The following is a 22,359-nucleotide window of genomic DNA, read 5'->3' as shown; positions in this document are numbered from 1 at the left end:
TATTCGCCGCGCCAAGGTCGCACGATCGATCAGTAGACACGGTGCGAACCTGATGAGGCAGACCGGTAGCATGTCGAGGTGAGGCAACACGGCAGGCCAAGATAGTTGACGCCGCCCAGCTCAGGCCATGCGCTGCGCGGTGAAGGACTTCCCCAAGTCGCAGCCTGCGAGCCGCTTGACGTGGGCAAGGTCACCGGGTTGCAGCCGACGTACCCATGCATTTAGCCTCTCTATCGGCAGGCCGGCCTTGGCGTAAGGCGGCGGCGTTTCGCCGATGAGTTCGAAGACATCACTGAACGTGCATAGATAGTTCACGGTCGCGTGATCCACGAAGGCTTCGCGCAGTCGTTCCTGGCGCAGCGACGCCAGGAAGAAGCGGTCGCCCCACATCGTCATCGGCTTGGGCATCATGAGCCATCGAGGCAGCGTGTGGAATGCCCCGAAAAGGATGAAGAAGCAGTTGGTGTCGACGTGCCGCCCCGCGTCGTCGTCCGCGATCCTGACCGGCATGCGCGAGCCATCGGCGCGGGCCAAAAAGCGCCGTGCACAGACGAAGTCCGCGCCCGTGCGCTCGGCTACCTCCACACATGACTGGATATGGTCGGGCTCGTACCAGTTGTCGGCGTCGAGGAAGGCGATGGCGTCATAGCCCTCTGCGACGGCGAGCTGGGCGCCGATCGAGCGCGGCGTGTTGCCGTAGTCCGAATGGCTGCGATCCAGGCGCAGATGCCTGACGCCGGCGCCGTCGAGCCAGTCCTGCGGGTGACCATCGGCGACGACGAGGTGGTCGCAAGGATGGCTTTGTTGTCGCACGCTGCGGATGCAGCGCTCGAGCCATTCACTTGGCTCCTTGAAGTATGGTGTGACGACGGCAACGCGCATGGCACCTCCGATGATGGAATGGCCAGCGTAACGCTCACCATGACCGACCGAACGTCCGATCAGCAGCACGAGACGGGGCCAGCTTCCGCGTTCGGCGGCGACGAAGGATCGCGACTCGGCGCAAGCCAATCTGGACGGGGTTCCTGTAGGAATTTGTCTGACAAGGGCATTGGAAGAGTAGGGACTCAAGCCACCGAACTGGCCTGATAACCGCGCCCAGTTCGCGCTCCTACAGTTCGTTGCACACCGTCACCGAAACCCACCGTCAGACAAGGAGCCTCCGATGAACGCCGACCAAGTCCTCGCCGAGATCCGCGAAGCCAACCTGTCGTACCTGATGCTCGCGCAGAGCCTGATCCGCAGCGACCGCGAGCAGGCGCTGTTCCGGCTGGGCATCTCGGAGGAGACGGCGTCGATGATCGCCTCGCTGACGCCGGCGCAGATGATGAAGATCTCGTCGGGCAGCACGCTGCTGTGCCGCTTCCGCATGGACGACGAGCTGGTGTGGAGCCTGCTCACGAGCCACGGCAAAAGCGCGGCCAACGACAGCGTCAGCCGCCTGCACGCGTCGATCCTGATGGCCGGGCGCCACCAGGAAGCGGCCTGAATCCGCCGTCAGCGGCCGTCCACCGCAGTCCACCAGGAGGGAGAACGACCATGGCCCGCATCAAGAGCATCCTCACCGAGGCCAAGCAGATCGAGCGCGCCGTCACGCTGATCCAGCTCGGCGCGCGGCTGCAGGTGCTGGAGTCGGAGACCGACCTCAGCTACGAGCGCCTGCTGCGCCTGTACAAGGAAGTGGCGGGCAAGAGCCCGAGCAAGGGCCAGCTGCCGTTCTCGACCGACTGGTTCATGACCTGGCAGCCCAACATCCACGCCAGCCTGTTCCTCAACATCCACGAATACCTCAACAAGGCCGCCGCGCTCGACGAGATCGACGTCGTCATCAAGGCCTACCAGCTGTACCTCGAGCAGACGCAGGCGCAGGGCCTGGAGCCGCTGCTGTCGATCACGCGCGCGTGGCGGCTGGTCAAGTTCGTCGACAACGGCATGCTGACGATGACCAAGTGCCGCAAGTGCGGCGGGCACTACGTCACGCACCCCCACGAGATCGCCAAGCACTACGTGTGCGGCCTGTGCAACCCGCCGGCGCGCGCCGGCAAGGGCCGCGCCAGCGGCGCGCTGCACCTGGGTGGCGTGCGCGCGCTCGAGGGCGCCGACGTGCACTGATCCACGCCGCGCGCGCTCAAGCCGGCGCGCCGGCGGCCGAAATCCCGCACATCGGATCGCGATTCATTGCTTGTCTCCTCCTGGCACAGTCCGCTGTGCTTTTCCCCGGCGGGTCGGCCACGGCCCGCCGGTTTTTCTTTGCAGGCCGAGCGTTGGTGCGCTGAGCGGCCGTTCAACGGTGCGGCCGCTTCGGGGGGGCCGGCGGCGCCACGCGATTCAAGTCGCCCCCGAGGGCGCCGATAACGGCCGCAGGCACAGGCCCACATCGCACCATGTTCGTCATCATCGGTTGGCTCGTCGCGCTGGGGTGCATCTTCGGCGCCTTCATCATCCACGGCGGCAACATCGGCGTGATCCTGCACGCGCTGCCGACCGAGATGATGGCCATCCTCGGCGGCGCGATCGGCGCCTTCGTCGTCAACAACCAGACCAAGGTGCTGAAGGCGACGGTGGGCGCGATCGCCGGCTGCTTCAAGGGCAGCAAGTACACGAAGGCGCGCTACATGGAGCTGCTGGCGCTGCTGTACGACATCCTGCAGAAGGCGCGCAAGGAAGGCCTGATGTCGATCGAGAAGGACGTCGAAGAGCCGCACAGCTCACCGATCTTCCAGAAGTACCCCAACATCGGCAACGACCACCACGTCGTCGAGTTCGTCACCGACTACCTGCGCATGATGGTGTCGGGCAACCTCAACGCACACGAGATCGAGTCGCTGATGGACAGCGAGATCGAGACCCACCACCACGAGGCGCACGCGCCGGCGGCGGCGGTGGCGCGGCTGGCCGGCGCGCTGCCGGCGTTCGGCATCGTCGCCGCGGTGCTCGGCGTGGTCAACACGATGGGCTCGGTCGGCCAGCCGCCGGCGGTGCTCGGCAGCATGATCGGCTCGGCACTGGTGGGCACCTTTCTCGGCATCCTGCTCGCGTACGCGTTCGCCGAGCCGCTCGCGGGCCTGATGGAGCAGAAGGTCGACGAGGGCACGAAGGAGCTGCAGTGCGTCAAGACGACGCTGCTGGCCAGCATGCAGGGCTATGCGCCGCAGGTGGCCGTCGAGTTCGGCCGCAAGGTGCTCTATTCGACCGAGCGCCCGACCTTCTCGGAACTCGAAGGTCACGTGAAGGGCAAGAAGTGAGGCCCCCCCCCGAAGCGCCTTCGGCGCTCCCCCCCCAGGGGGGCGCCGCCAGCGGACCGGCAAAGCCGGATCCGCGGCGGCCGTTTGACGTGGCCGCTCGCGCCTTCGGCGCTTGCGGCCTTCGCGATCGCATGCCGGAGTGAGCCATGGCGGGGGATGCGAAGAAACTGCAGCCGATCATCATCAAGCGCGTCAAGAAGGGCGGGCACGCCGCGCATGGCGGCGCGTGGAAGATCGCCTACGCGGACTTCGTCACGGCGATGATGGCGTTCTTCCTGCTGATGTGGCTGCTCGGCAGCACGACCGAGGGCGACCGCAAGGGCATCGCCGACTATTTCAACTCGCCGCTGAAGATCGCGCTGCTGTCGTCGGGCTCGGGCGCCGGCGACGCGTCGCATGTCATCAAGGGCGGCGGGCAGGACCTGACGCGCACGACCGGGCAGGTCAAGCGCGGCGACATCGCCGCGCCGCGCGCGACCGTCAACCTGCAGGCGCTCAAGGAAGAGCAGATCCGCGCCGAGCGCGCGCGGCTCGAGGAACTGCGCGAGAAGGTCCAGCGGCAGATCGCCGCCAACCCGCGGCTCGCGTCGCTGGCCGCGCAGATCCGCCTCGACATGACGCGCGACGGCCTGCGCATCCAGATCGTCGACGAGCAGAACCGGCCGATGTTCGCCAGCGGCAGCGCCGTCGTGCAGCCGTACATGCGCGAGCTGCTGCGCGAGATCGGCGGCGTGCTCGCCGAAGTGCCCAACCGCCTGACGCTCGAGGGCCACACCGACGCGACGCCGTTTGCCGGCGGGGAGCGCGGCTACAGCAACTGGGAGCTGTCGTCCGACCGCGCCAACGCGTCGCGCCGCGAGCTGATCGCCGGCGGGCTGCCCGAAGACCGCGTGCTGCGCGTGCAGGGGCTGGCGGCCAGCGTGCCGCTCGACAACCAGGACCCGCTGCTGCCGCAGAACCGGCGCATCAGCATCATCGTGATGAACCGCGACGCCGAGGACCGCTTCTTCCGCACCGCCCCCGAGGTGGCCGAAGCGCTCGGCGCCGGCGCCGCCGTTCCCCCGACCCCATCGATCGCCCCCGATCTGCCCGCTTCGCGCTGAAGACACCCGAGAGGACCGCCATGAGCAACCCGACCGAACTGAAGTTCCTGATCGTCGACGACTTCTCCACGATGCGCCGCATCATCCGCGGCCTGCTCAAGGAGATGGGCTGCAACAACGCCGACGAGGCCGAGGACGGCGCGATTGCGCTGAACATGCTGCGCGCGCAGAAGTTCGACTTCGTCGTCAGCGACATCAACATGCCGAACATGAACGGGTTCGAGCTGCTCAAGGCGATCAAGGCGGACGACAGCCTCAAGCACATCCCGGTGCTGATGGTCACCGCCGAGGCGCGCAAGGAGGACATCGTGCTCGCGGCGCAGAGCGGCGCGGCCGGCTACATCGTCAAGCCCTTCACCAAGGCCACGCTCGAGGAGAAGGTGCAGAAGATCATGCAGAAGCTGGCCGCGACGGCCTGAGCGGGAACGACGAGATGAAGATGGACGACCTCTCCACGCTCGCGCCGCAGATGGCGGCGCAGGCCTCGCCCGAGATCTTCCAGCAGCTCGGCCACATCACGCGCCAGCTGCACGACACGCTGCAGCAGCTCGGCGTGATGCCCAAGCTGCAGATCGCCGCCGACGGCCTGCCCGACGCGCGCAGCCGGCTGAACTACATCGCCAACAAGACCGCCGAGGCGGCCAACAAGGTGCTGAACTCGGTCGACCAGGCCAAGGCCGAGCACGGCCACATCGCCGCCGAGACGCGCCGCATCGCGCAGGCGATCACTGCCGACCCCGTCAAGGCGGTGGCGTCGGGGGCGGTGTTCAACTTCGTCGCCGACGTCGAGGCGTCGACGGCGCGCATCGACCAGCACCTGACCGACATCATGCTCGCGCAAGACTTCCACGACCTCACGGGCCAGGTGGTGGCCAAGGTCGTCGCGCTGGCCACCGACCTCGAGGACAGCCTCGTCAAGCTGCTCGTGCAGGCCGCGCCGCCCGAGCAGGCGCAGAAGGTCGAGGCTGCCGTGCTCAACGGCCCGGTCGTCAACCCCGAGGGGCGCACCGACGTCGTCAAGAACCAGAGCGAGGTCGACGACCTGCTCGCGAGCCTCGGGTTCTGAAGCCGCGGGGCTTGCCCCAGCCCCTCGCAGAGCTCGGGGCCTTCGGCCCGTCCAGGCCCGCGCAGGCGGGCTTGGAGCCGCGGGCCTTGCCCCAGCCCCTCGCAGAGCTCGGGGCCTTCGGCCCGTCCAAGCCCGCGCAGGCGGGCTTGGAGCCGCGGGCCTCAGCCCGTGTTGCGCAGGCCGGCGGCGATGCCGTTGATCGAGATGTGGATGCCGCGCTGCAGCCGCTCGTTGACGGTCTCGCCGTCGCGGCGGTGGCGGTAGCGGCGCATCAGTTCGACCTGCAGGTGGTTCAGCGGGTCGAGGTACGGCAGCCGGTGCTCGATCGCGCGGCGCAGCGACGGGTTCGACGCCAGCCGCTGGCGCTGCCCGGTGATCAGCGTCAGCGCGTCGTGCGTGCGCTGCCACTCGGCCTCGATCGCGGCGTGGATGCGCTGGGCGAGCCTCTTGTCGTCGACCAGCTCGAGGTAGCGCTGCGCCAGCCGCAGGTCGCTCTTGGCCAGCACCATGTCGAGGTTGGCCAGCAGCGTGCGGAAGAACGGCCACTGGCGCACCATGCGCTTGAGCAGGGCGAGCCGCCGTGCGCGCTCGCCCGGGCGCGCGTGCAGGTAGGCGTCGATCGCCGAGCCGAAGCCGTACCAGCCGGGCAGTGCGACGCGGCACTGGCCCCAGCTGAAGCTCCACGGGATCGCGCGCAGGTCCTCGATCGCGCGCGTGGCCTTGCGTGACGCCGGGCGCGAGCCGATGTTGAGCTCGGCGATCTCGCGGATCGGCGTCGCGGCGAAGAAGAAGTCGGCGAAGCCCGGCGTCTCGTAGACCAGTGCGCGGTAGGCGCGCAGGCTCGCGTCGCTGATCTCGGCGGCGGCGTCGAGGAACGACCGCGGTGCGCTCTTCGTCGGGTGCAGCAGCGTGGCCTCGAGCGTCGCGGCCACCAGCGTCTCGAGGTTGCGCCGCCCGATCTCGGGGTGGGCGTACTTCGAGTGGATCACCTCGCCCTGCTCGGTCAGGCGGATCTGCCCGTTCACGGTGCCCGGCGGCTGCGCGAGGATCGCGTCGTAGCTCGGGCCGCCGCCGCGGCCGACGGTGCCGCCGCGGCCGTGGAACAGGCGCAGCGTGATGCCGTGCTCGCGCGCCAGCGGCTCGAACATCGCCGCCAGCGCGACTTCGGCGCGGTACAGCTCCCAGTTGCTCGTGAAGAAGCCGCCGTCCTTGTTGCTGTCGCTGTAGCCGATCATCACGTCCTGCTCGCCGCCGGCGCGCTGGATCATCGCGAGCACGCCGGGCAGCGCGTAGAACTCGCGCATGATGGTCTCGGCGCGCCGCAGGTCGGCGATGGTCTCGAACAGCGGCACGACGATCAGGTCGTTGACGGCGCCGGCATCGAGCGTGCCGCGCAGCAGGCCGGTTTCCTTCTGCAGCAGCAGTACCTCGAGCAGGTCGCTGACGTCCTCGGTGTGGCTGATGATGCAGTGGCGCAGCGCCGCCGCGCCGTAGCGCCGGCGGCCTTCGAGCGCGGCTTCGAAGACGGCCAGCTCGCGCTGCGCGAGTGCCGAGTACGCGTGGCCGATCACGCGCAGCGGCCGCGCGTCGTCGAGCAGGCGCAGCAGCTCGGCGACCACCGCCTCGTGCTGGTCGGAACTCTGCCGCAGGTCCAGCGTCGCCAGGTGGAAGCCGAACACCTGCACCGCGCGCATCAGCGGCGCGAGCCGCGGCGCGACGAGCGCGCTGGCGTGGTGGTGGTGCAGCGACGCCTCGATCACGCGCAGGTCGGCGAGGAAGTCGTCGGCGCTCGCGTACGGGTCCTGCGGGGCGACGGCGTGGCGCAGCGCCTCGGTGCCGGTCAGCTCGTGCAGCGTCGCGGCCAGCCGCGCGTAGATGCCGGTCAGCGCGCGGCGGTACGGCTCGTCGGCGCGGTGCGGGTTGCGGTCGGGGCTGCGCTCGGCGAGCGCGAGCATCGCGGGCGTGACCGGTGCGAGCAGCTGCGAGGTCGACAGCTCGGCGCCGAGCTCGTGCACCTCGGTCAGGTAGAAGCGCAGCGCGACCTCGGCCTGGCGCGCGAGCGCCATGCGCAGCGTGCCGGCGTCGACGTTGGGGTTGCCGTCGCGGTCGCCACCGATCCACGCGCCCATGCGGAAGAACGGCGCCACCTCGCGCCCGGGCAGCGCGCGCTCGAGGTCGCGGTACAGCCGCGGCACCTGGCGCAGGAACGTCGTCGGGTAGTACGACAGCGCGTTCTCGATCTCGTCGGTCACCGTCAGCCTGGTGTAGCGCAGCATGCGCGTCTGCCACAGCTGCGTCACGCGCGCGCGCAGCAGCTGCTCGTTGTCGGCGCGCTCGGCATCGGTGCGCAGCGCGTCGCGCTGGCCGACGAGCTCGGCGATCGCGCGCTCGGCGTCGAGGATGCTCTTGCGCTGCACCTCGGTCGGGTGCGCGGTGAGCACCGGCGAGACGTAGGCGTGCTGCAGCGTGCGCGCGATGTCGTCGGGGCGCACGCCGGCGTCGGCGAGGCGCTCGAAGGTGCGCGCCAGCGAGCCGTCGAGCTTGCGCCCGCGGCGGTCTTGCGCGGCGAGCGCGCGCACCTGGTGGCGGTCCTCGGCGATGTTGGCCAGGTGGCTGAAGTACGTGAACGCGCGGATCACGCTGACCGTCTGGTCGACCGACAGGCGCTTGAGCAGGCGGTCGAGTGCGCGGCCGGCGTCGGCGTCGCGCTTGAGCCGGTAGGCCACCGACAGCTGGCGGATGCGCTCGACGAGCTCGAACGCCTCGCGTCCTTCCTGCTCGCGGATCACGTCGCCGAGGATGCGCCCGAGCAGGCGGATGTCGTCGACGAGCGGACGGTTGTGGGCGGCGGCGTCGACGGCGGTCGTCGCGCGCTTCGCGGCGGTGCGTGGCATTTTTCTCCCCCGGAATCCGGGCGCGATGCTAGCGACCCGCGTGCCAGGCGGCCGTGATGCGCGCGGTGCCGGCCCCGATAATGGCCCGCATGAGCCCACCGCTGACCATCGCCACCCGCGAAAGCCGCCTCGCCCTGTGGCAGGCCCACCACGTGCGCGACCTGCTGCGCGAGCGCTTCGGCGCCAGCGTCGAGCTGCTGGGCATGACGACGCGCGGCGACCAGATCCTCGACGTCACGCTGTCGAAGGTCGGCGGCAAGGGGCTGTTCGTCAAGGAGCTCGAGACCGCGCTCGAGGACGGGCGCGCGCAGCTGGCGGTGCACTCGCTGAAGGACGTGCCGATGGAGCTGCCGCCGGGCTTCGTGCTGGCCGCCGTGCTCGAGCGCGAGGACCCGCGCGACGCCTTCGTCAGCAACCGCTACGCAACGCTCGCCGAGCTGCCGGCCGGCGCGGTGGTCGGCACGTCGAGCCTGCGCCGCGAGGTGCAGCTGCGCGCACTGCGCCCGGACCTCGTCGTCGAGCCGCTGCGCGGCAACCTCGACACGCGGCTGCGCAAGCTCGACGACGGCGGCTACGACGCCATCGTGCTCGCCGCCGCCGGCCTCAAGCGCCTCGGGCTGGGCGCGCGCATCCGCGCGCACTTCGACGTCGACGCGATGCTGCCGGCCGCCGGGCAGGGCGCGCTGGGCCTCGAGGTGCGCGACGACGCGCTCGCGCTGCGCCAGATGCTGGCCGCGCTGACGCACGCACCGACGTGGCTGGCCACGCACGCCGAGCGGGCGGTGTCGCGCGCGCTCGGCGGCAGCTGCAGCATGCCGCTGGCCGCGCACGCGCGCTTCGACGGCGGCGTGCTGCGCTTGGACGCGCTGCTCGGCGACGCGCAACCCGACGCGCACGGACGGCGCCGGCCGCTGCTGCGCGCGCGCGTCGAGGCCGCCGTTGCCGACGCTGCGCAGGCCAGCGCGCTCGGCGAGCGCGCCGCGCAGGCGCTGCGCGCGCAGGGCGCGGCCGCGTACCTCGGCGGCTGAGCCGATGCGCGTGCTCGTCACGCGGCCGCAGCCGCAGGCCGACGAGTGGGTCGCGCGGCTGCGCGCGGCGGGCATCGACGCCGTCGCGCTGCCGCTGATCGGCATCGCCCCCGTCGATGACGCGGCGCCGCTCGACGCCGCGTGGCGTGAGCTTGGCGGCGACGCGGCGCCGGCGCTGGCCGTGTTCGTCAGCCCGAACGCGGTCGTGCAGTTCTTCGCCCGCCGCCCGCCGCATGCGCGCTGGCCGGCGGTCACGCGCGCCGGCGCGCCGGGGCCGGGCACCGCGGCCGCGCTCGCGGCACGGGGCGTGCCGGCCGCGGCGATCGTGCAGCCGGCCACCGACAGCGGGCAGTTCGACAGCGAGTCGCTGTGGCTGCAGCTGCGCGACGTCGACTGGCGCGGCGCGCACGTGTGGATCGTGCGCGGCGAGGGCGGGCGCGACTGGCTGGCCGACACGCTGCGCGCCGCCGGCGCCGACGTGCGCTTCGTGCAGGCCTACCGCCGCGGCGCGCCGGCGTGGACGGCTGCCGAGCGCGCGCGCTGCGACGCGGCGCTCGCGGCACCGGCGTCGCACCTGTGGCTGTTCAGCAGCTCGGAGGCGGCGGGCCACCTGCGCACGCTCGCACCCGATGCCGACTGGGCGGCGTCGGCCGCGCTCGCGTCGCACCCGCGCATCGCCGAGGCCGTACGCGCGCTCGGCTTCGGCCGCGTCGACGAGGTGCGGCCCGACTTCGACGCGGTGCGGCGCGCGATCGAGGCGCACGCCGCGCGCTGAGTGCATCCGAGGCGCCGGCGATTGGCCACAATCGCGGCATGAGTACCGTCCGTCAGGCCGTCACGCCCGAACTGCGGCGCTGGATCGTCGAGCAGGCGCGCGCCGGCCAGCCCCCCGAGTCCGTCCTCGCCGCGATGCGCGCCAGCGGCTGGCAGGAAGACGTCGCGCTCGACGCGCTCGAGACGACGCTGCGCGACTTCCTGCGCGAGCACGGCGTCGTGCCGCCGCCGGTGGCGGTGCCGGCGCCGCGGCTCGACGGCTCGCCCAGCGTCGTGCGTGCGGCCGACCGCGACGTGCGCGTGCTGATGCAGATGCAGCTGCCGCGCGTCGTCGTCTTCGGCGGCCTGCTCGCCGACGACGAGTGCGACGCGCTGATCGCGCTCGCGCGCCCGCGGCTCAAGCGCTCCGAGACCGTGCAGCAGACCACCGGCGGCAGCGAGGTGAACGCCGCGCGCACCAGCCGCGGCATGTTCTTCCAGCGTGGGGAGACCGAACTCGTCGCGCGCATCGAGCGGCGCATCGCCGCGCTCGTGCACTGGCCGGTCGAGAACGGCGAAGGGCTGCAGGTGCTGCACTACGCGCCCGGCGCGCAGTACGAGCCGCACCACGACTACTTCGACCCGGCGCAGCCGGGCACGCCGCGCATCCTCGAGCGCGGCGGCCAGCGTGTGGGCACGCTCGTGATGTACCTGAACACACCGCTCAAGGGCGGCGGCACGACGTTTCCCGACGTCGGTCTCGAGGTCGGTGCCGTCAAGGGCAACGCGGTGTTCTTCAGCTACGACCGTCCCGACCCGGCGACGAAGACGCTGCACGGCGGCGCCCCCGTCATCGAGGGCGAGAAGTGGGTCGCCACCAAGTGGCTGCGCGAGGGCGTGTTCCGCTGAGCCGCGCTCAGTCGGCAGCCAGCACGCGCGCGGCCGCGGCCGCGAGCCACGACAGCGCCAGCGTGCCGCCGACCGCGGCGGCGTAGCGCGCGCCGCCCGACGCGAACGCGACGGCGCTGCGCACGACGGTGTTGGTGCCGATCGCGGCGAGCACCGCGAGCGTCGCGGTGCCGACGTCGATGCGCCCCTGGCCGACGAGCCCGCCGAGCGCGACGATGCCCGACTGCGCGTCGACCAGCCCCGACAGCGCGCTGCCGGCGAGCACGCCGGCGTCGCCGAAGCGCGCCTGCGCGGCGCTGACGAGCAGCGTGACGCCGGCCAGCAGCAGCGCGACGGTGGCCGCCTCGCGCACGCGCAGCGGCCCGCGCCCGGCCGCCGGGGTCGCGGGCGTGGCGTCGGCCGGCGCGCGCGACAGCGCGAGCGCGCTGCCCACCGACACCGCCGCGCCGGCCACCGCGGCGGGCCAGAACCCGGCGGCGGCGGGTGGCGAGACGGCGGTCAGCATCACGAGGGCCTGCGTCCACGTCGCCGCGCTCGACATCGCGGCGCCGCCCATCGCGAGGCGCTGCGCCGCCGGCGTGCGCCGCGCGAGCGCGCCCATCGACGCGACGGTGGCGGTGCTCGAGACGAAGCCCGACGCGAAACCGGCCACCAGCAGGCCGCGCCGCGCGCCGAGCCAGCGCAGCGCGACGTGGCCGGCGGCCTGCAGCAGCAGGATCAGCAGCATCAGCGCCGCCAGCGTGTGCGGGCGCAGCCCGGCGAGCCACGGCAGCGGCGCGTCGGGCAGCAGCGGCAGCACGACGAGCGCGAGCGCGGCCAGCAGCAGCGCGTCGTGCAGCTCGGCCTCGGTGAGCAGCTGCGTCGCGAAGCGGTGCAGCCGCGTGCGCGCGGCGAGCACGACGGTCAGCACGACGGCCGCCGCGGCGGCCAGTGCCGGCTGCGAGACGGCGAGCACGCCCAGCGCGTAGGTCACGACGAGCGCGAGCTCGGTCGTCATGCCCGGGTCGCGCGAGCGGCCGCGCGCGTAGGCGATCGCCACCAGCGACACCACCGCGAGCGCACCGAGCAGCACCAGCCAGCCGGGCCGCGCGCCGCCGTCGGCGACCTGCGCCAGCGCGCCGCCGAGCGCGGCGATCGTGAACGTGCGGATGCCGGCCGGCTCGCGACCCGGGCCGCGCCCCTTGCGCCGCTCGCGCTCGAGACCGACGAGCAGCCCGGCGCCGAGCGCGACGGCGACGCCGACCACGGCGTCGGACGCGAGCGCGGAGCCGTTCACACGTCGAAGCGCCCGCCGTGAGGCGGCACGCGCACGCGCCAGCGCAGCTCGTCCTGGATGCGCACGCGCAGCGCGTCGGCAGCATCGGGTTCGCCGTGCACGACGAAGGTCTGCCGCGGCGCACGGTCGAAGCCGCGCAGCCACTGCATCAGCCCGTCGGCGTCGGCGTGGCCCGAGAACACCTCGAGGTGGCTGACCTGCGCGCGCACCGGCACGTGCTCGCCATGGATCTTGACCGTCGGCTCGCCGGCGATCATGCGCGCGCCGCGGCTGCCGGGCACCTGGAAGCCGGGGAACACGACGTGGTGACGCGGGTCGGGCGCCATCGCCTTCAGGTGGTGCAGCACGCGCCCGCCGGTGGCCATGCCGCTGGCGGCGATGATGATGGCCGGGTAGTGGCGGTGTGCCAGGCGCATCGACTGCTCGGCCTTCGCGACCATCGTCACGCCGTCGGTCAGCGTCGCGATCTCGCGCGCGGGCACGCGCAGCAGCCGGCGGTGGCGCTGGTACAGCGTGGTGGCCTCGATCGCCATCGGGCTGTCGAGGAAGATCGGCAGCTTGGCCGGGATCTGGCCCGCGGCCTTCAGGCGCTGCAGCACGAGCAGCAGCGCCTGCGCGCGGCCGACCGCGAACGAGGGCAGCAGCACCGAGCCGCCGCGGCCGATCGTGTCGCGCACGACCGCGCCGAGGTGCTGCATCGCGTCGTCGCGCGGGTGGTTGCGGTTGCCGTACGTCGACTCGACGAGCAGCACGTCGGCGTGCGGCACGCGCTGCGGTGGCGGCATCAGCAGGTCGTCGTCGCGGCCGAGGTCGCCCGAGTAGACCAGCGTGTCGCTGCCGGCGCGCAGCGTCACCGCGCACGCGCCGAGCAGGTGGCCCACCGGGGTCAGCCCGACGCGCACGCGGCCGATCGCCAGCTCGCGCCCGGGCGCAAGCGGCACGATCCTGGCTAGCGTGCGCTTCGCGTCGGCGGCCGTGTACAGCGGCAGCGCCTTCTCGTGCTTCGAGTAGCCGTAGCGGTTCGCGCGCCGCGCGTCCTCTTCCTGCAGGCGCGCGCTGTCGAGCAGCAGCACCTCGGCGAGGTCGCGCGTTGCCGGGCTGGCGTAGATCGGGCCCTTGAAGCCGGCCTTCACGAGCCGCGGCAGCCAGCCGCTGTGGTCGAGGTGCGCGTGGCTGAGCACGACGGCGTCGGCGGCGAGCATCTCCGCCGGCGGCGGCTGCCAGTTGCGCTCGCGCACCACCTTGAAGCCCTGGAACATGCCGCAGTCGAGCAGCAGCCGCGTGCCGGCCATCTCGACGACGTGGCGCGAGCCGGTGACGGTGTCGGCGGCGCCGAAGAAGTGCAGTCTCATGGCGCGAGCATGCCACGTCGCCGCGCATGGCCCGCTCCGGCGTGCCGGCTGGGAGTGCGCTCAGCGCTTGGGCTGTGTCAGCCGCGGCCCCGGGCGCGGTGCGTCGCGCCGGCCGTGCGGCTGACCGTGCGGTGCCGGTTGCGTCGAATGGCCGGCACCGGCACGGTCGTGGCGGTGGGCCGGCTCGTGGCGCGCCGCGGTGTGGTGGCCGCCGGCGTTCGGGCCGCGCGGCGCCTGCTGCTGTTGCGGCGGATGGCCGTGCGCACGGCCGCTCGCCGGCCCGCGCGCCGGAGTGCCTGCGCGCGGCGCGGGGCGGCCGGCACGCCGGGTGACGCCGACGCCGATCGTCATGCGGCCGAGCACGATCGGCTCGGCGCGCTCGCCCGGCGGCGGCTCGAAGCCCGGCACGGTTTCGCGCGGGATCGCGCGCTTGATCAGCTTCTCGATGTCGGCGAGGAAGATTTCCTCGTCGAGGCACACGAGGCTCACGGCCTCGCCCTGGGCGCCGGCGCGGCCGGTGCGGCCGATGCGGTGCACGTAGTCCTCGGGCACGTTGGGCAGCTCGAAGTTGACGACGTGCGGCAGCTGGTCGATGTCGATGCCGCGCGCGGCGATGTCGGTGGCCACCAGCACCTGCAGCGTGCCGGCCTTGAACTCGGCCAGCGCCTTCGTGCGCGCGCCCTGGCTCTTGTTGCCGTGGATCGCCATCGCGCTGATGCCGTGGTCGTTGAGGTACTCGGCCAGCCGGTTCGCGCCGTGCTTCATGCGCGTGAAGACGAGCACCTGGTGCCAGTCGCCGCTGCGGATCAGGTGCGCGAGCAGCTCCTTCTTCTTGTCGCGCCCGACCGGGATCACCTTCTGCGCGATCGTGTCGGCGGTGGCGTTGCGGCGCGCGACCTCGATCAGCGCCGGCCGGTTCAGCAGGCGGTCGGCCAGCGCCTTGATCTCGTCGCTGAAGGTGGCCGAAAACAGCAGGTTCTGCCGCTGCGGCGGCAGCAGCGCGAGGACCTTGCGGATGTCGTGGATGAAGCCCATGTCGAGCATGCGGTCGGCCTCGTCGAGCACGAGGATCTGCACGTGGCTCAGGTCCAGCGTGCCCTGCTGGTGGTGGTCGAGCAGCCGCCCGGGCGTGGCCACGAGGATGTCGACGCCCTGACGCAGGCGGTCGATCTGCGGCTGCATGCCCACGCCGCCGAACATCACCATGCTGGAGAGCTTCAGGTACTTGCCGTAGGTGCGAACGCTCTCCTCGACCTGCGCGGCGAGCTCGCGCGTCGGCGTGAGGATCAGCGCGCGGATCGCGATGCGGCCGCGCGCGTCGCGCGCCGGCGGCTCGCTCGACAGGCGCTGCAGCAGCGGCAGCGTGAAGCCGGCGGTCTTGCCGGTGCCGGTCTGCGCGCCGGCGAGCAGGTCGCCGCCGGCCAGCACGGCGGGGATCGCCTGCGCCTGGATCGGCGTGGGGGTGTCGTAGCCCTGCTCGCGCACGGCGCGCAGGATCGGCTCGGCGAGGCCGAGGTCGGTGAATTTCATCGGTGAGGGGGCCGCACGGGCGGCCAGGTCGCTGCCTGCGGCACCCGGGCGGGCGCACCAGTCGGCAAGGCAGCAGGGCAGGGGGAAACGTCGGAGCGACGGGGTCGCGGCGACTGGGGTCGCGACCGTTGGCCACAGTGTAGCCGCTGTGCCGCGGCGACGAGCGCGCGCCCGCCGGCCGGCGGTGCGGGCCGGCTCACGCCGCCGTGTCGGCGAGCGGCGCGTCCAGCCGCACGTGCAGGCCGCCGAGCGCGGCACTGCGCCCGACGTCGACCTCGATGCCGTGCACGGCGGCGATGCGCCGCACGATCGACCAGCCCAGCCCGCTGCCGCTGGCGGCGCTGCCGGGCACGCGGAAGAAGCGCTGGCCGAGCTGCGCGATCGCGTCGGGCGGCAGTCCGGGGCCGCCGTCGTCGACGTCGACCACGGCGCTTGCGCCGAGCGCGCGCACCGCGACGCGCACCGGTGCGCCGGGCGGGCTGTAGCGCAGCGCGTTGTCGACGAGGTTGCGCAGCAGCACCGCGAGCAGCGTCGCGTCGCCGCGCACTTCGCAGGCGGGCGCGGCGTCGAGCTCGAGCACCTGTTCGCGCGCCAGCGCCTTCGGCGTGAGGTCGGCGACGACCTCGCGCGCGACGGCTGCGAGGTCGACGCGCTGCAGCGCCGGCGCGCTCCCGGCCTCCAGCCGCGACAGCGTCAGCAGCTGCTCGACGAGCCGCGTCGCGCGGTCGCAGCCTTCGAGCGTGGCGCGCAGCGCGTGGCGGCGTGCCGCGTCGTCGGTCTCGCCGAGCGCGACCTGCGCCTGCGTGCGGATCGCGGCGATCGGCGTGCGCAGCTCGTGCGCCGCGTCGGCGGTGAAGCGCCGTTCCGACTCGAGCAGCTCGCCGATGCGCGCGAACAGCGCGTTCAGCGCGTCGACCAGCGGCGCGATCTCGCTCGGTGCACCGTCCACCCGCAGCGGCTGCAGCGACGCCGGCGTGCGCTCGACGAGCGCCTTGCGCAGCCGGCGCAGCGGCGCCAGACCGCGGCGGATCGCCCACCACGCCGCGAGCGCCAGCAGCGGCAGCGCGAGCGCCATCGGCCACAGCGTGTCGCGCAGCACGGCGCGCAGGATCGCTTCGCGCGAGCGCGTGCGCTCGGCGACGTAGACCTGCACGTCGCGCTCGGTGCCGTGCGCGGCGAACACGCGCCACGGCTCGCCACCGAGCCGAATCGTCGTGAAGCCGGTGCGAAAACCGCGCTCCGGCGCGACCAGCGGCGAGGTCGGTGCGTTGGCCGAGCGCAGCGCGAGCTGCCCTTCGTGGAACACCTGGAACGCCACGCGCGGCGCGTAGCGGTGCAGCGTCGGCGCGTCGAGCGTGCGTCCGTCGTCGTGTTCGATCTCGCCGGCGGCCTGCACGACGAGCAGCGCGGCGGCCTGCGCGAGGTGCGCGTCGAGCAGCTCGTCGAGCTCGTGGCCGACGTCGACGTAGACGGTCACGGCCGCGGCCGCCCACACGGCGGCGACGACGGCCAGCGCGAGGGCCAGCAGCCGGCCCTGCAGCGAGCGCCGTCGCAGGTTCACGATGCGGCGTCGCGCGGCAGCAGGTAGCCGACACCGCGCACGGTCTGGATCAGTGCGGCGCCGAGCTTGCGGCGCAGGTGATGCACGTGCACCTCGACGGCGTTGCTCTCGACCTCCTGGCCCCACGCGTACAGGTGCTGCTCGAGCTGCTCGCGCGTCATCACGCGCCCGGCGTTGAGCATCAGCGCGTGCAGCAGGTCGAACTCGCGCGTCGACAGTGCGACCGGCTCGCCGTGCAGCGTCACGGCGCGTGCGGCCGGGTCGACGACGACACCGTGCGCCGCGAGCCGCTCCTGCGGCTGGCCGTGCGCGCGGCGCACCAGCGCGCGCAGCCGCGCGGCGAGTTCGTCGAGGTCGACCGGCTTGACGACGTAGTCGTCGGCGCCGACGTCGAGGCCGCGCACGCGGTCGGGTACCGCGTCGCGTGCCGTCAGCACGAGCACCGGCAGCGTCACGCCGGCACGGCGCGCGGCGGCGAGCACCGCCAGGCCGTCGCGGCCCGGCAGGCCGAGGTCGAGCACGGCAGCGGCGTAGGGTTCGGCGCGCAATTCGCGCTCGGCGGCCAGACCGTCGCGCACCCAGTCGACCTGGAAGCCGCGCTGGCGCAGGCCGGCGCGCAGCCCGTCGCCGAGCAGCGGGTCGTCTTCGACGAGCAAGATGCGCATGCCGCGATTCTGCGTGCCGCGAGGGCGCGACCCCGTCGGGGCGCGCCCTCGCCCAGGTCATCGACGTCAGTCGTCGTCGTCCTCGTCGGCGCGCCCCGCCTTGGCGCCGTGGCCCGCGTCGCCGGTCAGCGCCGGGCGGTCCGCCCCGATGGCCGGGGCCGACTGCCACTGCAGCGCCCAGAAGCCCAGCGCCGCGGCCAGCATCAGCGCACCGACGCCGGTCCACGCGCGGCGGATGCCCTCGCGCGGGTCGCCATGCTTGTAGCCGGTGAACATCGCGCCGACCAGGTTCTCGCGGTGCATCCAGCTCGCGATCGCGACGCCGGCCACGTGCACGAGCACGACGGCCATCATCGCGTTGGCCGCGCCCTCGTGCAGGTCCTCGAGCGCCTCGCCGAAGACTTCGTTGTAGGTGGCCCAGCCGGAGAAGGTCAGCACCGACGCCAGCGCCAGCATCGCGACGATGGCCAGCGCGCCGGCCGGGTTGTGGCCGACGTGGTGCTCGGGCCGGCCGCGCAGCAGCGCGCCGAGGTAGCGCGCGACGGCACGCGGGCCGCGCACGAAGTCGGAAAAGCGTGCGTGCTTCGTGCCGATCAGCCCCCACACGAGGCGGAACGCCACGAGGCCGGCCATCGTGTAGCCGAGCGTGACGTGCAGCAGGCGCCAGCGCTCGCTCTCGGCGGTGATCCACGCGCCGGCGAAGCTCAGCACCATCAGCCAGTGGAACACGCGCACCGGCACGTCCCACACGAGGATGCGCGGGCCTCTCGTGGCGGCGGGCGTCGCGGGCGCGTCAGCGGGGGATGCGGACGTGGCGTTCACTGTAGTCTCCCTGGTCGGCACGGGTGTGGCAGGCCGCGCAGTTCGAGGCGCTCTTGACGGCAGGCGAAGTCCACGTCGCCGGTCGCACCTCGCGGTGCTCGCGCTGGAACCACGCGCTGCGGGTGATGCGGTCTTCGGGTGGCGCGGCGGCCTCGCGCTGCGTCTTGCGGTAGGTGCCGGCGTGCTGGTCGAGCCAGGTGGCGATCTCGGCCAGCGTCTGTGCGTCGAGCGACGCGTCGGTGCCGAAGTGGTTCGGCAGGTTGGACATCAGGCGCTGCCACGACGCCGCGGGCAGCATGCCCGGCGGGTAGGCGGTGTGGCACGCGCCGCACTCCTGCCGGTACTTCGGCAGCAGCGGCACGCGGGCGGCGAGGCCGTCGTCGTCGGCACGGGCGGCGCCGGCCCAGGCGACGGCAGCGAGGGCGCCGAGCCAGGCCAGGCGGCGCCTGGGGGTGGGGGTGTGGGTCATCGCGGCACTCCGGTCGCAGTGGAGGGGGATCAGGGCTTGAGCGTGAGCAGCCACGCGAGCACGTCGGCCTTCTCGCCGGCGGTGCACTCGCGGCCCATCACGTCGTTGCAGTTGCGGCGGAACCACTTCTCGACCTTCGCCGGGTTGGTGAAGCGCTCGGCGTTGGCCGCGGGGGCCAGCGGCTGGATCGCCTTGCCGGTCGACGCGTGCTTGCCGGCGGTGGTCGGCGTGGCCCCGTGGCACGACGCGCAACTCCACTCGCGGCCGTGCGCGACCGTGAACAGCCGCTGGCCGCGCTCGGCGACGGCCGGGGTGCCGGCTGCCGCCTGGTAGGCGGCGAGCTGCTCGGCGGCGGTGGCCGCCGATGCGGTGCCCGGCACGCCGAGCGCGCCCGCGAGCGCGGTGGCGAGGGCAGTGACGAGGGGAATGACGGGTGGTTTCATGGCAGCTGTGGGTCGGGATCGCATGGCACGCATGTTTCCCCGCCGCGCTTAGGGCTTTCTTAAGCCGCGGCGCGGCGCTGCCGGATACCCGGCGGCGCATAATCTCGGGGCGCGCGGTTGCCGCCTCGGGGGCGCGGCCGGCGCGGTGTCGACAAGGAGCGTGTGCCATGCGTGAGCTGCGGTGGATTCGGGTGCTGGGTCTCGTCGTGCCGCTGCTGCTGGCCGGCGTGCCGGCGCGTGCCGCCGACGCCGCGACCGACGCGATCCAGGCCGCTTACGCGCCGTACCGTGCGGCGCTGGTGCGCACCAATGCCAAGGCGCAGGCGGAGTCGGAGCGCGCGATCGCCGACGCGATCGCGGCGTGGCGCAGCGTCGTCGAGCGCTTCGGGGCCGCCGCGCCACCGCCGTACGACCGCGATGCGCGCTTTGCGGCCACCCTGGCCGAGGTGGCTTCGATCTACGACGAGGCGCAGCGGCGCGCGCGCGCCGGTGACCTCACCGGGGCGCACGAGGTGCTCGAGCGCGTGCGTGACCTGCTGGCGGACTTGCGGCAGCGCAACGGCATCGTCGTGTTCAGCGACGCGATGAACGCCTACCACGCCGAGATGGAGCACGCGATCGCCGAGGGCCAGCGCCTGCTCGACGAGCCGCAGGGCACGCTGAAGCTGATGGCGCGCGTGGGCACGCTCGAGTACCTCGCGGCGCGCCTGCGCACGCAGGCGCCCGCCACGCTGCAGGCCGACGCCGACTTCGCGGCAGCACAGCGGGCGGTGGCCGAGTCGGTCGCGGCGCTGCGCGCGGCCGTGCTGGCGGGCGACCGCGCAGCCATCGACCGCGCGCTGGCCGCGCTCAAGGGGCCGTACGGGCGCATGTTCCTGCGCTTCGGCTGAAGCCGCCACCGGCGGGCGGTGCGCGCGGCGGGCGCGGCCTTGAAATGCGCTGCCGCGCGCCCCATTTTCCGTCGCAGTGACCGGCCCTTTGCCGGCATGCTGGACCCGCGATGAACCCGCCCTCGACGAACGACCCGAACGCCATGCTCGTCATCCCGGCGCGCCTGGGCTCGGTCGCGCTGCTGGCCCGACTGCTGCAGCGGCTCGAGCAGCAGCCGCAGCGCGTGGCCCCAGAGCAGTACCGTGCCGTCGCGCAACGGCTCGCGCAGGTGCTGGCCGATGTGCCGACCGACGACGAGTCGCAGCGCGCGCTGCGTGCGCTGATGGACGCGATGCCGGTGCTGGCCGAGGTCTACGAGAACCTGCACTACGAGCGCGCCGGGCTGTGCCGCGCACCGCTGGTGGCCGCCGCGCGCGCCGAAGTCGCCGCGCGCGCAGCGATCGCGCGCGCCGCAGCGGCGCGCTGAACGCACGGTGCTGGGCTGACGCCGCGCGGTGCCGGCGGCGCGCCGCCGTGCGCGCGCTCGCGCGACAATAGCCCCCATGGCAGGCGCGTCCTGCCGTTTCGCTTTTCTGGGCGTGCGCCGTGCGCCCCGACCTTCGAGGACAAGCCGATGGCCCAATACGTCTACACGATGAACCGCGTCACCAAGATCGTCCCGCCGAAGCGGGAGATCTTGAAGGACATCTCGCTGTCGTTCTTCCCCGGCGCCAAGATCGGCGTGCTCGGCCTCAACGGCGCGGGCAAGAGCACGCTGCTGAGGATCATGGCCGGCGTCGACAAGGAGTTCGAGGGCGAGGCGATCCCGATGCCGGGTATCAAGATCGGCTACCTGCCGCAGGAGCCGCAACTGAACCCCGACCAGACCGTGCGCCAGGCCGTCGAGGAGGGCATCGGCGGCGTGCTCGCGGCCAAGCAGCGGCTCGAGGAGGTCTACGCCGCCTACGCCGAGCCCGACGCCGACTTCGACAAGCTCGCCGCCGAGCAGGCCGAGCTCGAGGCGCTGATCGCCGCGGCCGGCAGCGAGAACACCGAGCACCAGCTCGAGATCGCCGCCGACGCGCTGCGCCTGCCGCCGTGGGAGGCGCGCATCGGCGTGCTGTCGGGCGGCGAGAAGCGCCGCGTCGCGCTGTGCCGGCTGCTGCTGTCCAAGCCCGACATGCTGCTGCTCGACGAGCCGACGAACCACCTCGACGCCGAATCGGTCGACTGGCTCGAGCAGTTCCTCAAGCGCTTCCCCGGCACGGTGGTCGCGATCACGCACGACCGCTACTTCCTCGACAACGCCGCCGAGTGGATCCTCGAGCTCGACCGCGGCCGCGGCATCCCGTACCACGGCAACTACAGCACCTGGCTCGAGCAGAAGGAAAAGCGCCTCGAGCTCGAGCAGCGCACCGAGGACGCGCGCACGAAGGCGATGAAGCGCGAGCTCGAGTGGGTGCGCAAGAACCCCAAGGGCCGCCAGGCCAAGAGCAAGGCGCGGCTGGCGCGCTTCGAGGAGCTCTCCGACTTCGAGTACCAGAAGCGCAACGAGACGAACGAGATCTTCATCCCGGTGGCCGAGCGCCTCGGCACCGAGGTGATCGAGTTCAGCAACGTCAGCAAGAGCTTCGGCGACCGGCTGCTGATCGACAACCTGAGCTTCAAGGTGCCCGCCGGCGCGATCGTCGGCATCATCGGCCCGAACGGCGCCGGCAAGTCGACGCTGTTTCGCATGATCCAGGGCCGCGAGCAGCCCGACAGCGGCACGATCAAGATCGGGCCGACCGTCAAGATGGCGTTCGTCGACCAGAGCCGCGAGGCGCTCGAGGGCGACAAGACGGTGTGGGAGGACGTCTCGGGCGGGTTGGACAACATCACGGTCGGCAAATTCGTGATGCCCAGCCGCGCGTACCTCGGCCGCTTCAACTTCAAGGGCAACGACCAGCAGAAGCTGGTCAAGAACCTCTCCGGTGGCGAGCGCGGGCGGCTGCACCTGGCCAAGACGTTGGCGCGCGGCGGCAACGTGCTGCTGCTCGACGAACCGAGCAACGACCTCGACGTCGAGACGCTGCGCGCGCTCGAGGACGCGCTGCTCGAGTTCGCCGGCAGCGTGCTCGTGATCAGCCACGACCGCTGGTTCCTCGACCGCATCGCGACCCACATCCTCGCGTGCGAGGGCGACAGTCAGTGGGTGTTCTTCGACGGCAACTACCAGGAGTACGAGGCCGACAAGGTCAAGCGCCTCGGCGAGGAAGGCGCGCGGCCGCACCGGCTGCGTTTCCGCGCGCTGAAGTAAGGAGCGCCCGCGGCGGTTACACCCTGTGACCGCCGCGGCGCGATCGCCGTTACGATTCGGTGCATCGTCAACCC

22 protein-coding genes are annotated in these 22,359 nt (G+C 72.6%); 12 read left to right on the top strand and 10 right to left on the bottom strand.

What is annotated here, in order from left to right; translation table 11 throughout:
* Positions 1–120 precede the first annotated feature (120 nt).
* On the bottom strand, positions 121–951 hold the full coding sequence (locus tag MOJ79_RS06385) for a glycosyltransferase family 2 protein (protein WP_241923381.1): 831 nt from the start codon (positions 949–951) through the stop codon (positions 121–123).
* Positions 952–1,165: 214 nt separating this feature from the next.
* On the opposite strand from MOJ79_RS06385, the gene flhD reads away from it, so the two are divergent.
* The 6 genes from flhD to MOJ79_RS06355 all read left to right on the top strand — a co-directional run bounded on the left by flhD (position 1,166) and on the right by MOJ79_RS06355 (position 5,414).
* Positions 1,166–1,489 (top strand): flagellar transcriptional regulator FlhD, encoded by a 324-nt coding sequence (gene flhD, locus MOJ79_RS06380; protein WP_119354025.1) that lies wholly within the window; start codon positions 1,166–1,168, stop codon positions 1,487–1,489.
* A 50-nt stretch (positions 1,490–1,539) separates the two neighbouring features.
* Entirely contained in the window at positions 1,540–2,112 is a 573-nt protein-coding gene (gene flhC / locus MOJ79_RS06375; RefSeq protein ID WP_119354024.1) for a flagellar transcriptional regulator FlhC, read from the top strand.
* A 272-nt stretch (positions 2,113–2,384) separates the two neighbouring features.
* Positions 2,385–3,245 (top strand): flagellar motor stator protein MotA, encoded by an 861-nt coding sequence (gene motA, locus MOJ79_RS06370; RefSeq protein WP_241923380.1) that lies wholly within the window; start codon positions 2,385–2,387, stop codon positions 3,243–3,245.
* A 146-nt stretch (positions 3,246–3,391) separates the two neighbouring features.
* On the top strand, positions 3,392–4,348 hold the full coding sequence (motB, locus tag MOJ79_RS06365) for a flagellar motor protein MotB (RefSeq protein WP_241923379.1): 957 nt from the start codon (positions 3,392–3,394) through the stop codon (positions 4,346–4,348).
* A 20-nt stretch (positions 4,349–4,368) separates the two neighbouring features.
* A complete protein-coding gene (cheY, locus tag MOJ79_RS06360) occupies positions 4,369–4,767 on the top strand; it encodes a chemotaxis response regulator CheY (RefSeq protein ID WP_119291440.1) in 399 nt (132 codons plus the stop codon).
* Between the two features lie 14 nt (positions 4,768–4,781).
* Positions 4,782–5,414 carry a protein phosphatase CheZ gene (locus MOJ79_RS06355; protein WP_119291438.1) on the top strand — a complete coding sequence of 211 codons (633 nt, stop codon included), beginning with the start codon at positions 4,782–4,784 and terminating at the stop codon, positions 5,412–5,414.
* Between the two features lie 161 nt (positions 5,415–5,575).
* On the opposite strand, the gene MOJ79_RS06350 is transcribed toward MOJ79_RS06355, so the two are convergent.
* Positions 5,576–8,308, bottom strand: a complete 2,733-nt coding sequence (locus tag MOJ79_RS06350) for a phosphoenolpyruvate carboxylase (RefSeq protein WP_241923378.1) — start codon at positions 8,306–8,308, stop codon at positions 5,576–5,578.
* A gap of 89 nt (positions 8,309–8,397) precedes the next feature.
* Here MOJ79_RS06350 and hemC point away from each other — a divergent pair, with 89 nt between their 5' ends.
* From hemC to MOJ79_RS06335, 3 genes are read left to right on the top strand one after another with little or no spacing between them, the layout of a single operon-like run.
* Complete coding sequence (gene hemC, locus MOJ79_RS06345) at positions 8,398–9,336, top strand: hydroxymethylbilane synthase (RefSeq protein ID WP_442863100.1); 939 nt, start codon at positions 8,398–8,400, stop codon at positions 9,334–9,336.
* 4 nt (positions 9,337–9,340) lie between these two features.
* Entirely contained in the window at positions 9,341–10,111 is a 771-nt protein-coding gene (locus MOJ79_RS06340) for a uroporphyrinogen-III synthase (RefSeq protein WP_241923376.1), read from the top strand.
* 38 nt (positions 10,112–10,149) lie between these two features.
* The gene (locus tag MOJ79_RS06335; RefSeq protein ID WP_241923375.1) at positions 10,150–10,998 is read left to right on the top strand and encodes a 2OG-Fe(II) oxygenase; all 849 of its coding nucleotides are present in this window, start codon (positions 10,150–10,152) and stop codon (positions 10,996–10,998) included.
* Positions 10,999–11,005: 7 nt separating this feature from the next.
* Here the strand turns inward: MOJ79_RS06335 and MOJ79_RS06330 are convergent, their stop codons facing one another.
* From MOJ79_RS06330 to MOJ79_RS06295, 8 genes are all read right to left on the bottom strand, one after another.
* Complete coding sequence (locus tag MOJ79_RS06330; protein ID WP_241923374.1) at positions 11,006–12,274, bottom strand: DUF4010 domain-containing protein; 1,269 nt, start codon at positions 12,272–12,274, stop codon at positions 11,006–11,008.
* A complete protein-coding gene (locus MOJ79_RS06325; RefSeq protein ID WP_241923373.1) occupies positions 12,271–13,626 on the bottom strand; it encodes an MBL fold metallo-hydrolase RNA specificity domain-containing protein in 1,356 nt (451 codons plus the stop codon). The genes MOJ79_RS06330 and MOJ79_RS06325 overlap by 4 nt, the downstream gene beginning before the upstream one ends.
* A 60-nt stretch (positions 13,627–13,686) precedes the next feature.
* Positions 13,687–15,156, bottom strand: a complete 1,470-nt coding sequence (locus MOJ79_RS06320) for a DEAD/DEAH box helicase (RefSeq protein WP_241923372.1) — start codon at positions 15,154–15,156, stop codon at positions 13,687–13,689.
* A gap of 196 nt (positions 15,157–15,352) precedes the next feature.
* Positions 15,353–16,717, bottom strand: a complete 1,365-nt coding sequence (locus MOJ79_RS06315) for an ATP-binding protein (RefSeq protein WP_241923371.1) — start codon at positions 16,715–16,717, stop codon at positions 15,353–15,355.
* Positions 16,714–17,382 (bottom strand): winged helix-turn-helix domain-containing protein, encoded by a 669-nt coding sequence (locus MOJ79_RS06310; RefSeq protein WP_241923370.1) that lies wholly within the window; start codon positions 17,380–17,382, stop codon positions 16,714–16,716. The genes MOJ79_RS06315 and MOJ79_RS06310 overlap by 4 nt, the downstream gene beginning before the upstream one ends.
* 66 nt (positions 17,383–17,448) lie before the next feature.
* A complete protein-coding gene (locus tag MOJ79_RS06305) occupies positions 17,449–18,204 on the bottom strand; it encodes a cytochrome b/b6 domain-containing protein (protein ID WP_241923369.1) in 756 nt (251 codons plus the stop codon).
* Complete coding sequence (locus MOJ79_RS06300; RefSeq protein ID WP_241923368.1) at positions 18,176–18,673, bottom strand: diheme cytochrome c; 498 nt, start codon at positions 18,671–18,673, stop codon at positions 18,176–18,178. The genes MOJ79_RS06305 and MOJ79_RS06300 overlap by 29 nt, the downstream gene beginning before the upstream one ends.
* A gap of 29 nt (positions 18,674–18,702) precedes the next feature.
* A complete protein-coding gene (locus MOJ79_RS06295) occupies positions 18,703–19,116 on the bottom strand; it encodes a DUF1924 domain-containing protein (RefSeq protein WP_241923367.1) in 414 nt (137 codons plus the stop codon).
* 167 nt (positions 19,117–19,283) lie between these two features.
* Here MOJ79_RS06295 and MOJ79_RS06290 point away from each other — a divergent pair, with 167 nt between their 5' ends.
* The 3 genes from MOJ79_RS06290 (at position 19,284) to ettA (ending at position 22,285) form a co-directional block, all read left to right on the top strand.
* Positions 19,284–20,006: a hypothetical protein gene (locus tag MOJ79_RS06290; RefSeq protein ID WP_241923366.1), complete on the top strand. Its 723-nt coding sequence runs from the start codon at positions 19,284–19,286 to the stop codon at positions 20,004–20,006.
* A 110-nt stretch (positions 20,007–20,116) separates the two neighbouring features.
* Positions 20,117–20,473 carry a hypothetical protein gene (locus MOJ79_RS06285; protein WP_241923365.1) on the top strand — a complete coding sequence of 119 codons (357 nt, stop codon included), beginning with the start codon at positions 20,117–20,119 and terminating at the stop codon, positions 20,471–20,473.
* 147 nt (positions 20,474–20,620) lie between these two features.
* On the top strand, positions 20,621–22,285 hold the full coding sequence (gene ettA / locus MOJ79_RS06280; RefSeq protein ID WP_241923364.1) for an energy-dependent translational throttle protein EttA: 1,665 nt from the start codon (positions 20,621–20,623) through the stop codon (positions 22,283–22,285).
* The last annotated feature ends 74 nt before the right edge of the window (positions 22,286–22,359 follow it).

This window comes from Calidifontimicrobium sp. SYSU G02091 (genome assembly GCF_022631395.1).
GTDB classification, from domain to species: domain Bacteria; phylum Pseudomonadota; class Gammaproteobacteria; order Burkholderiales; family Burkholderiaceae_C; genus Calidifontimicrobium; species Calidifontimicrobium sediminis.
Note: the sequence above shows the minus strand (reverse complement) of the source record. Positions and strands in the feature narration are given on the sequence as shown.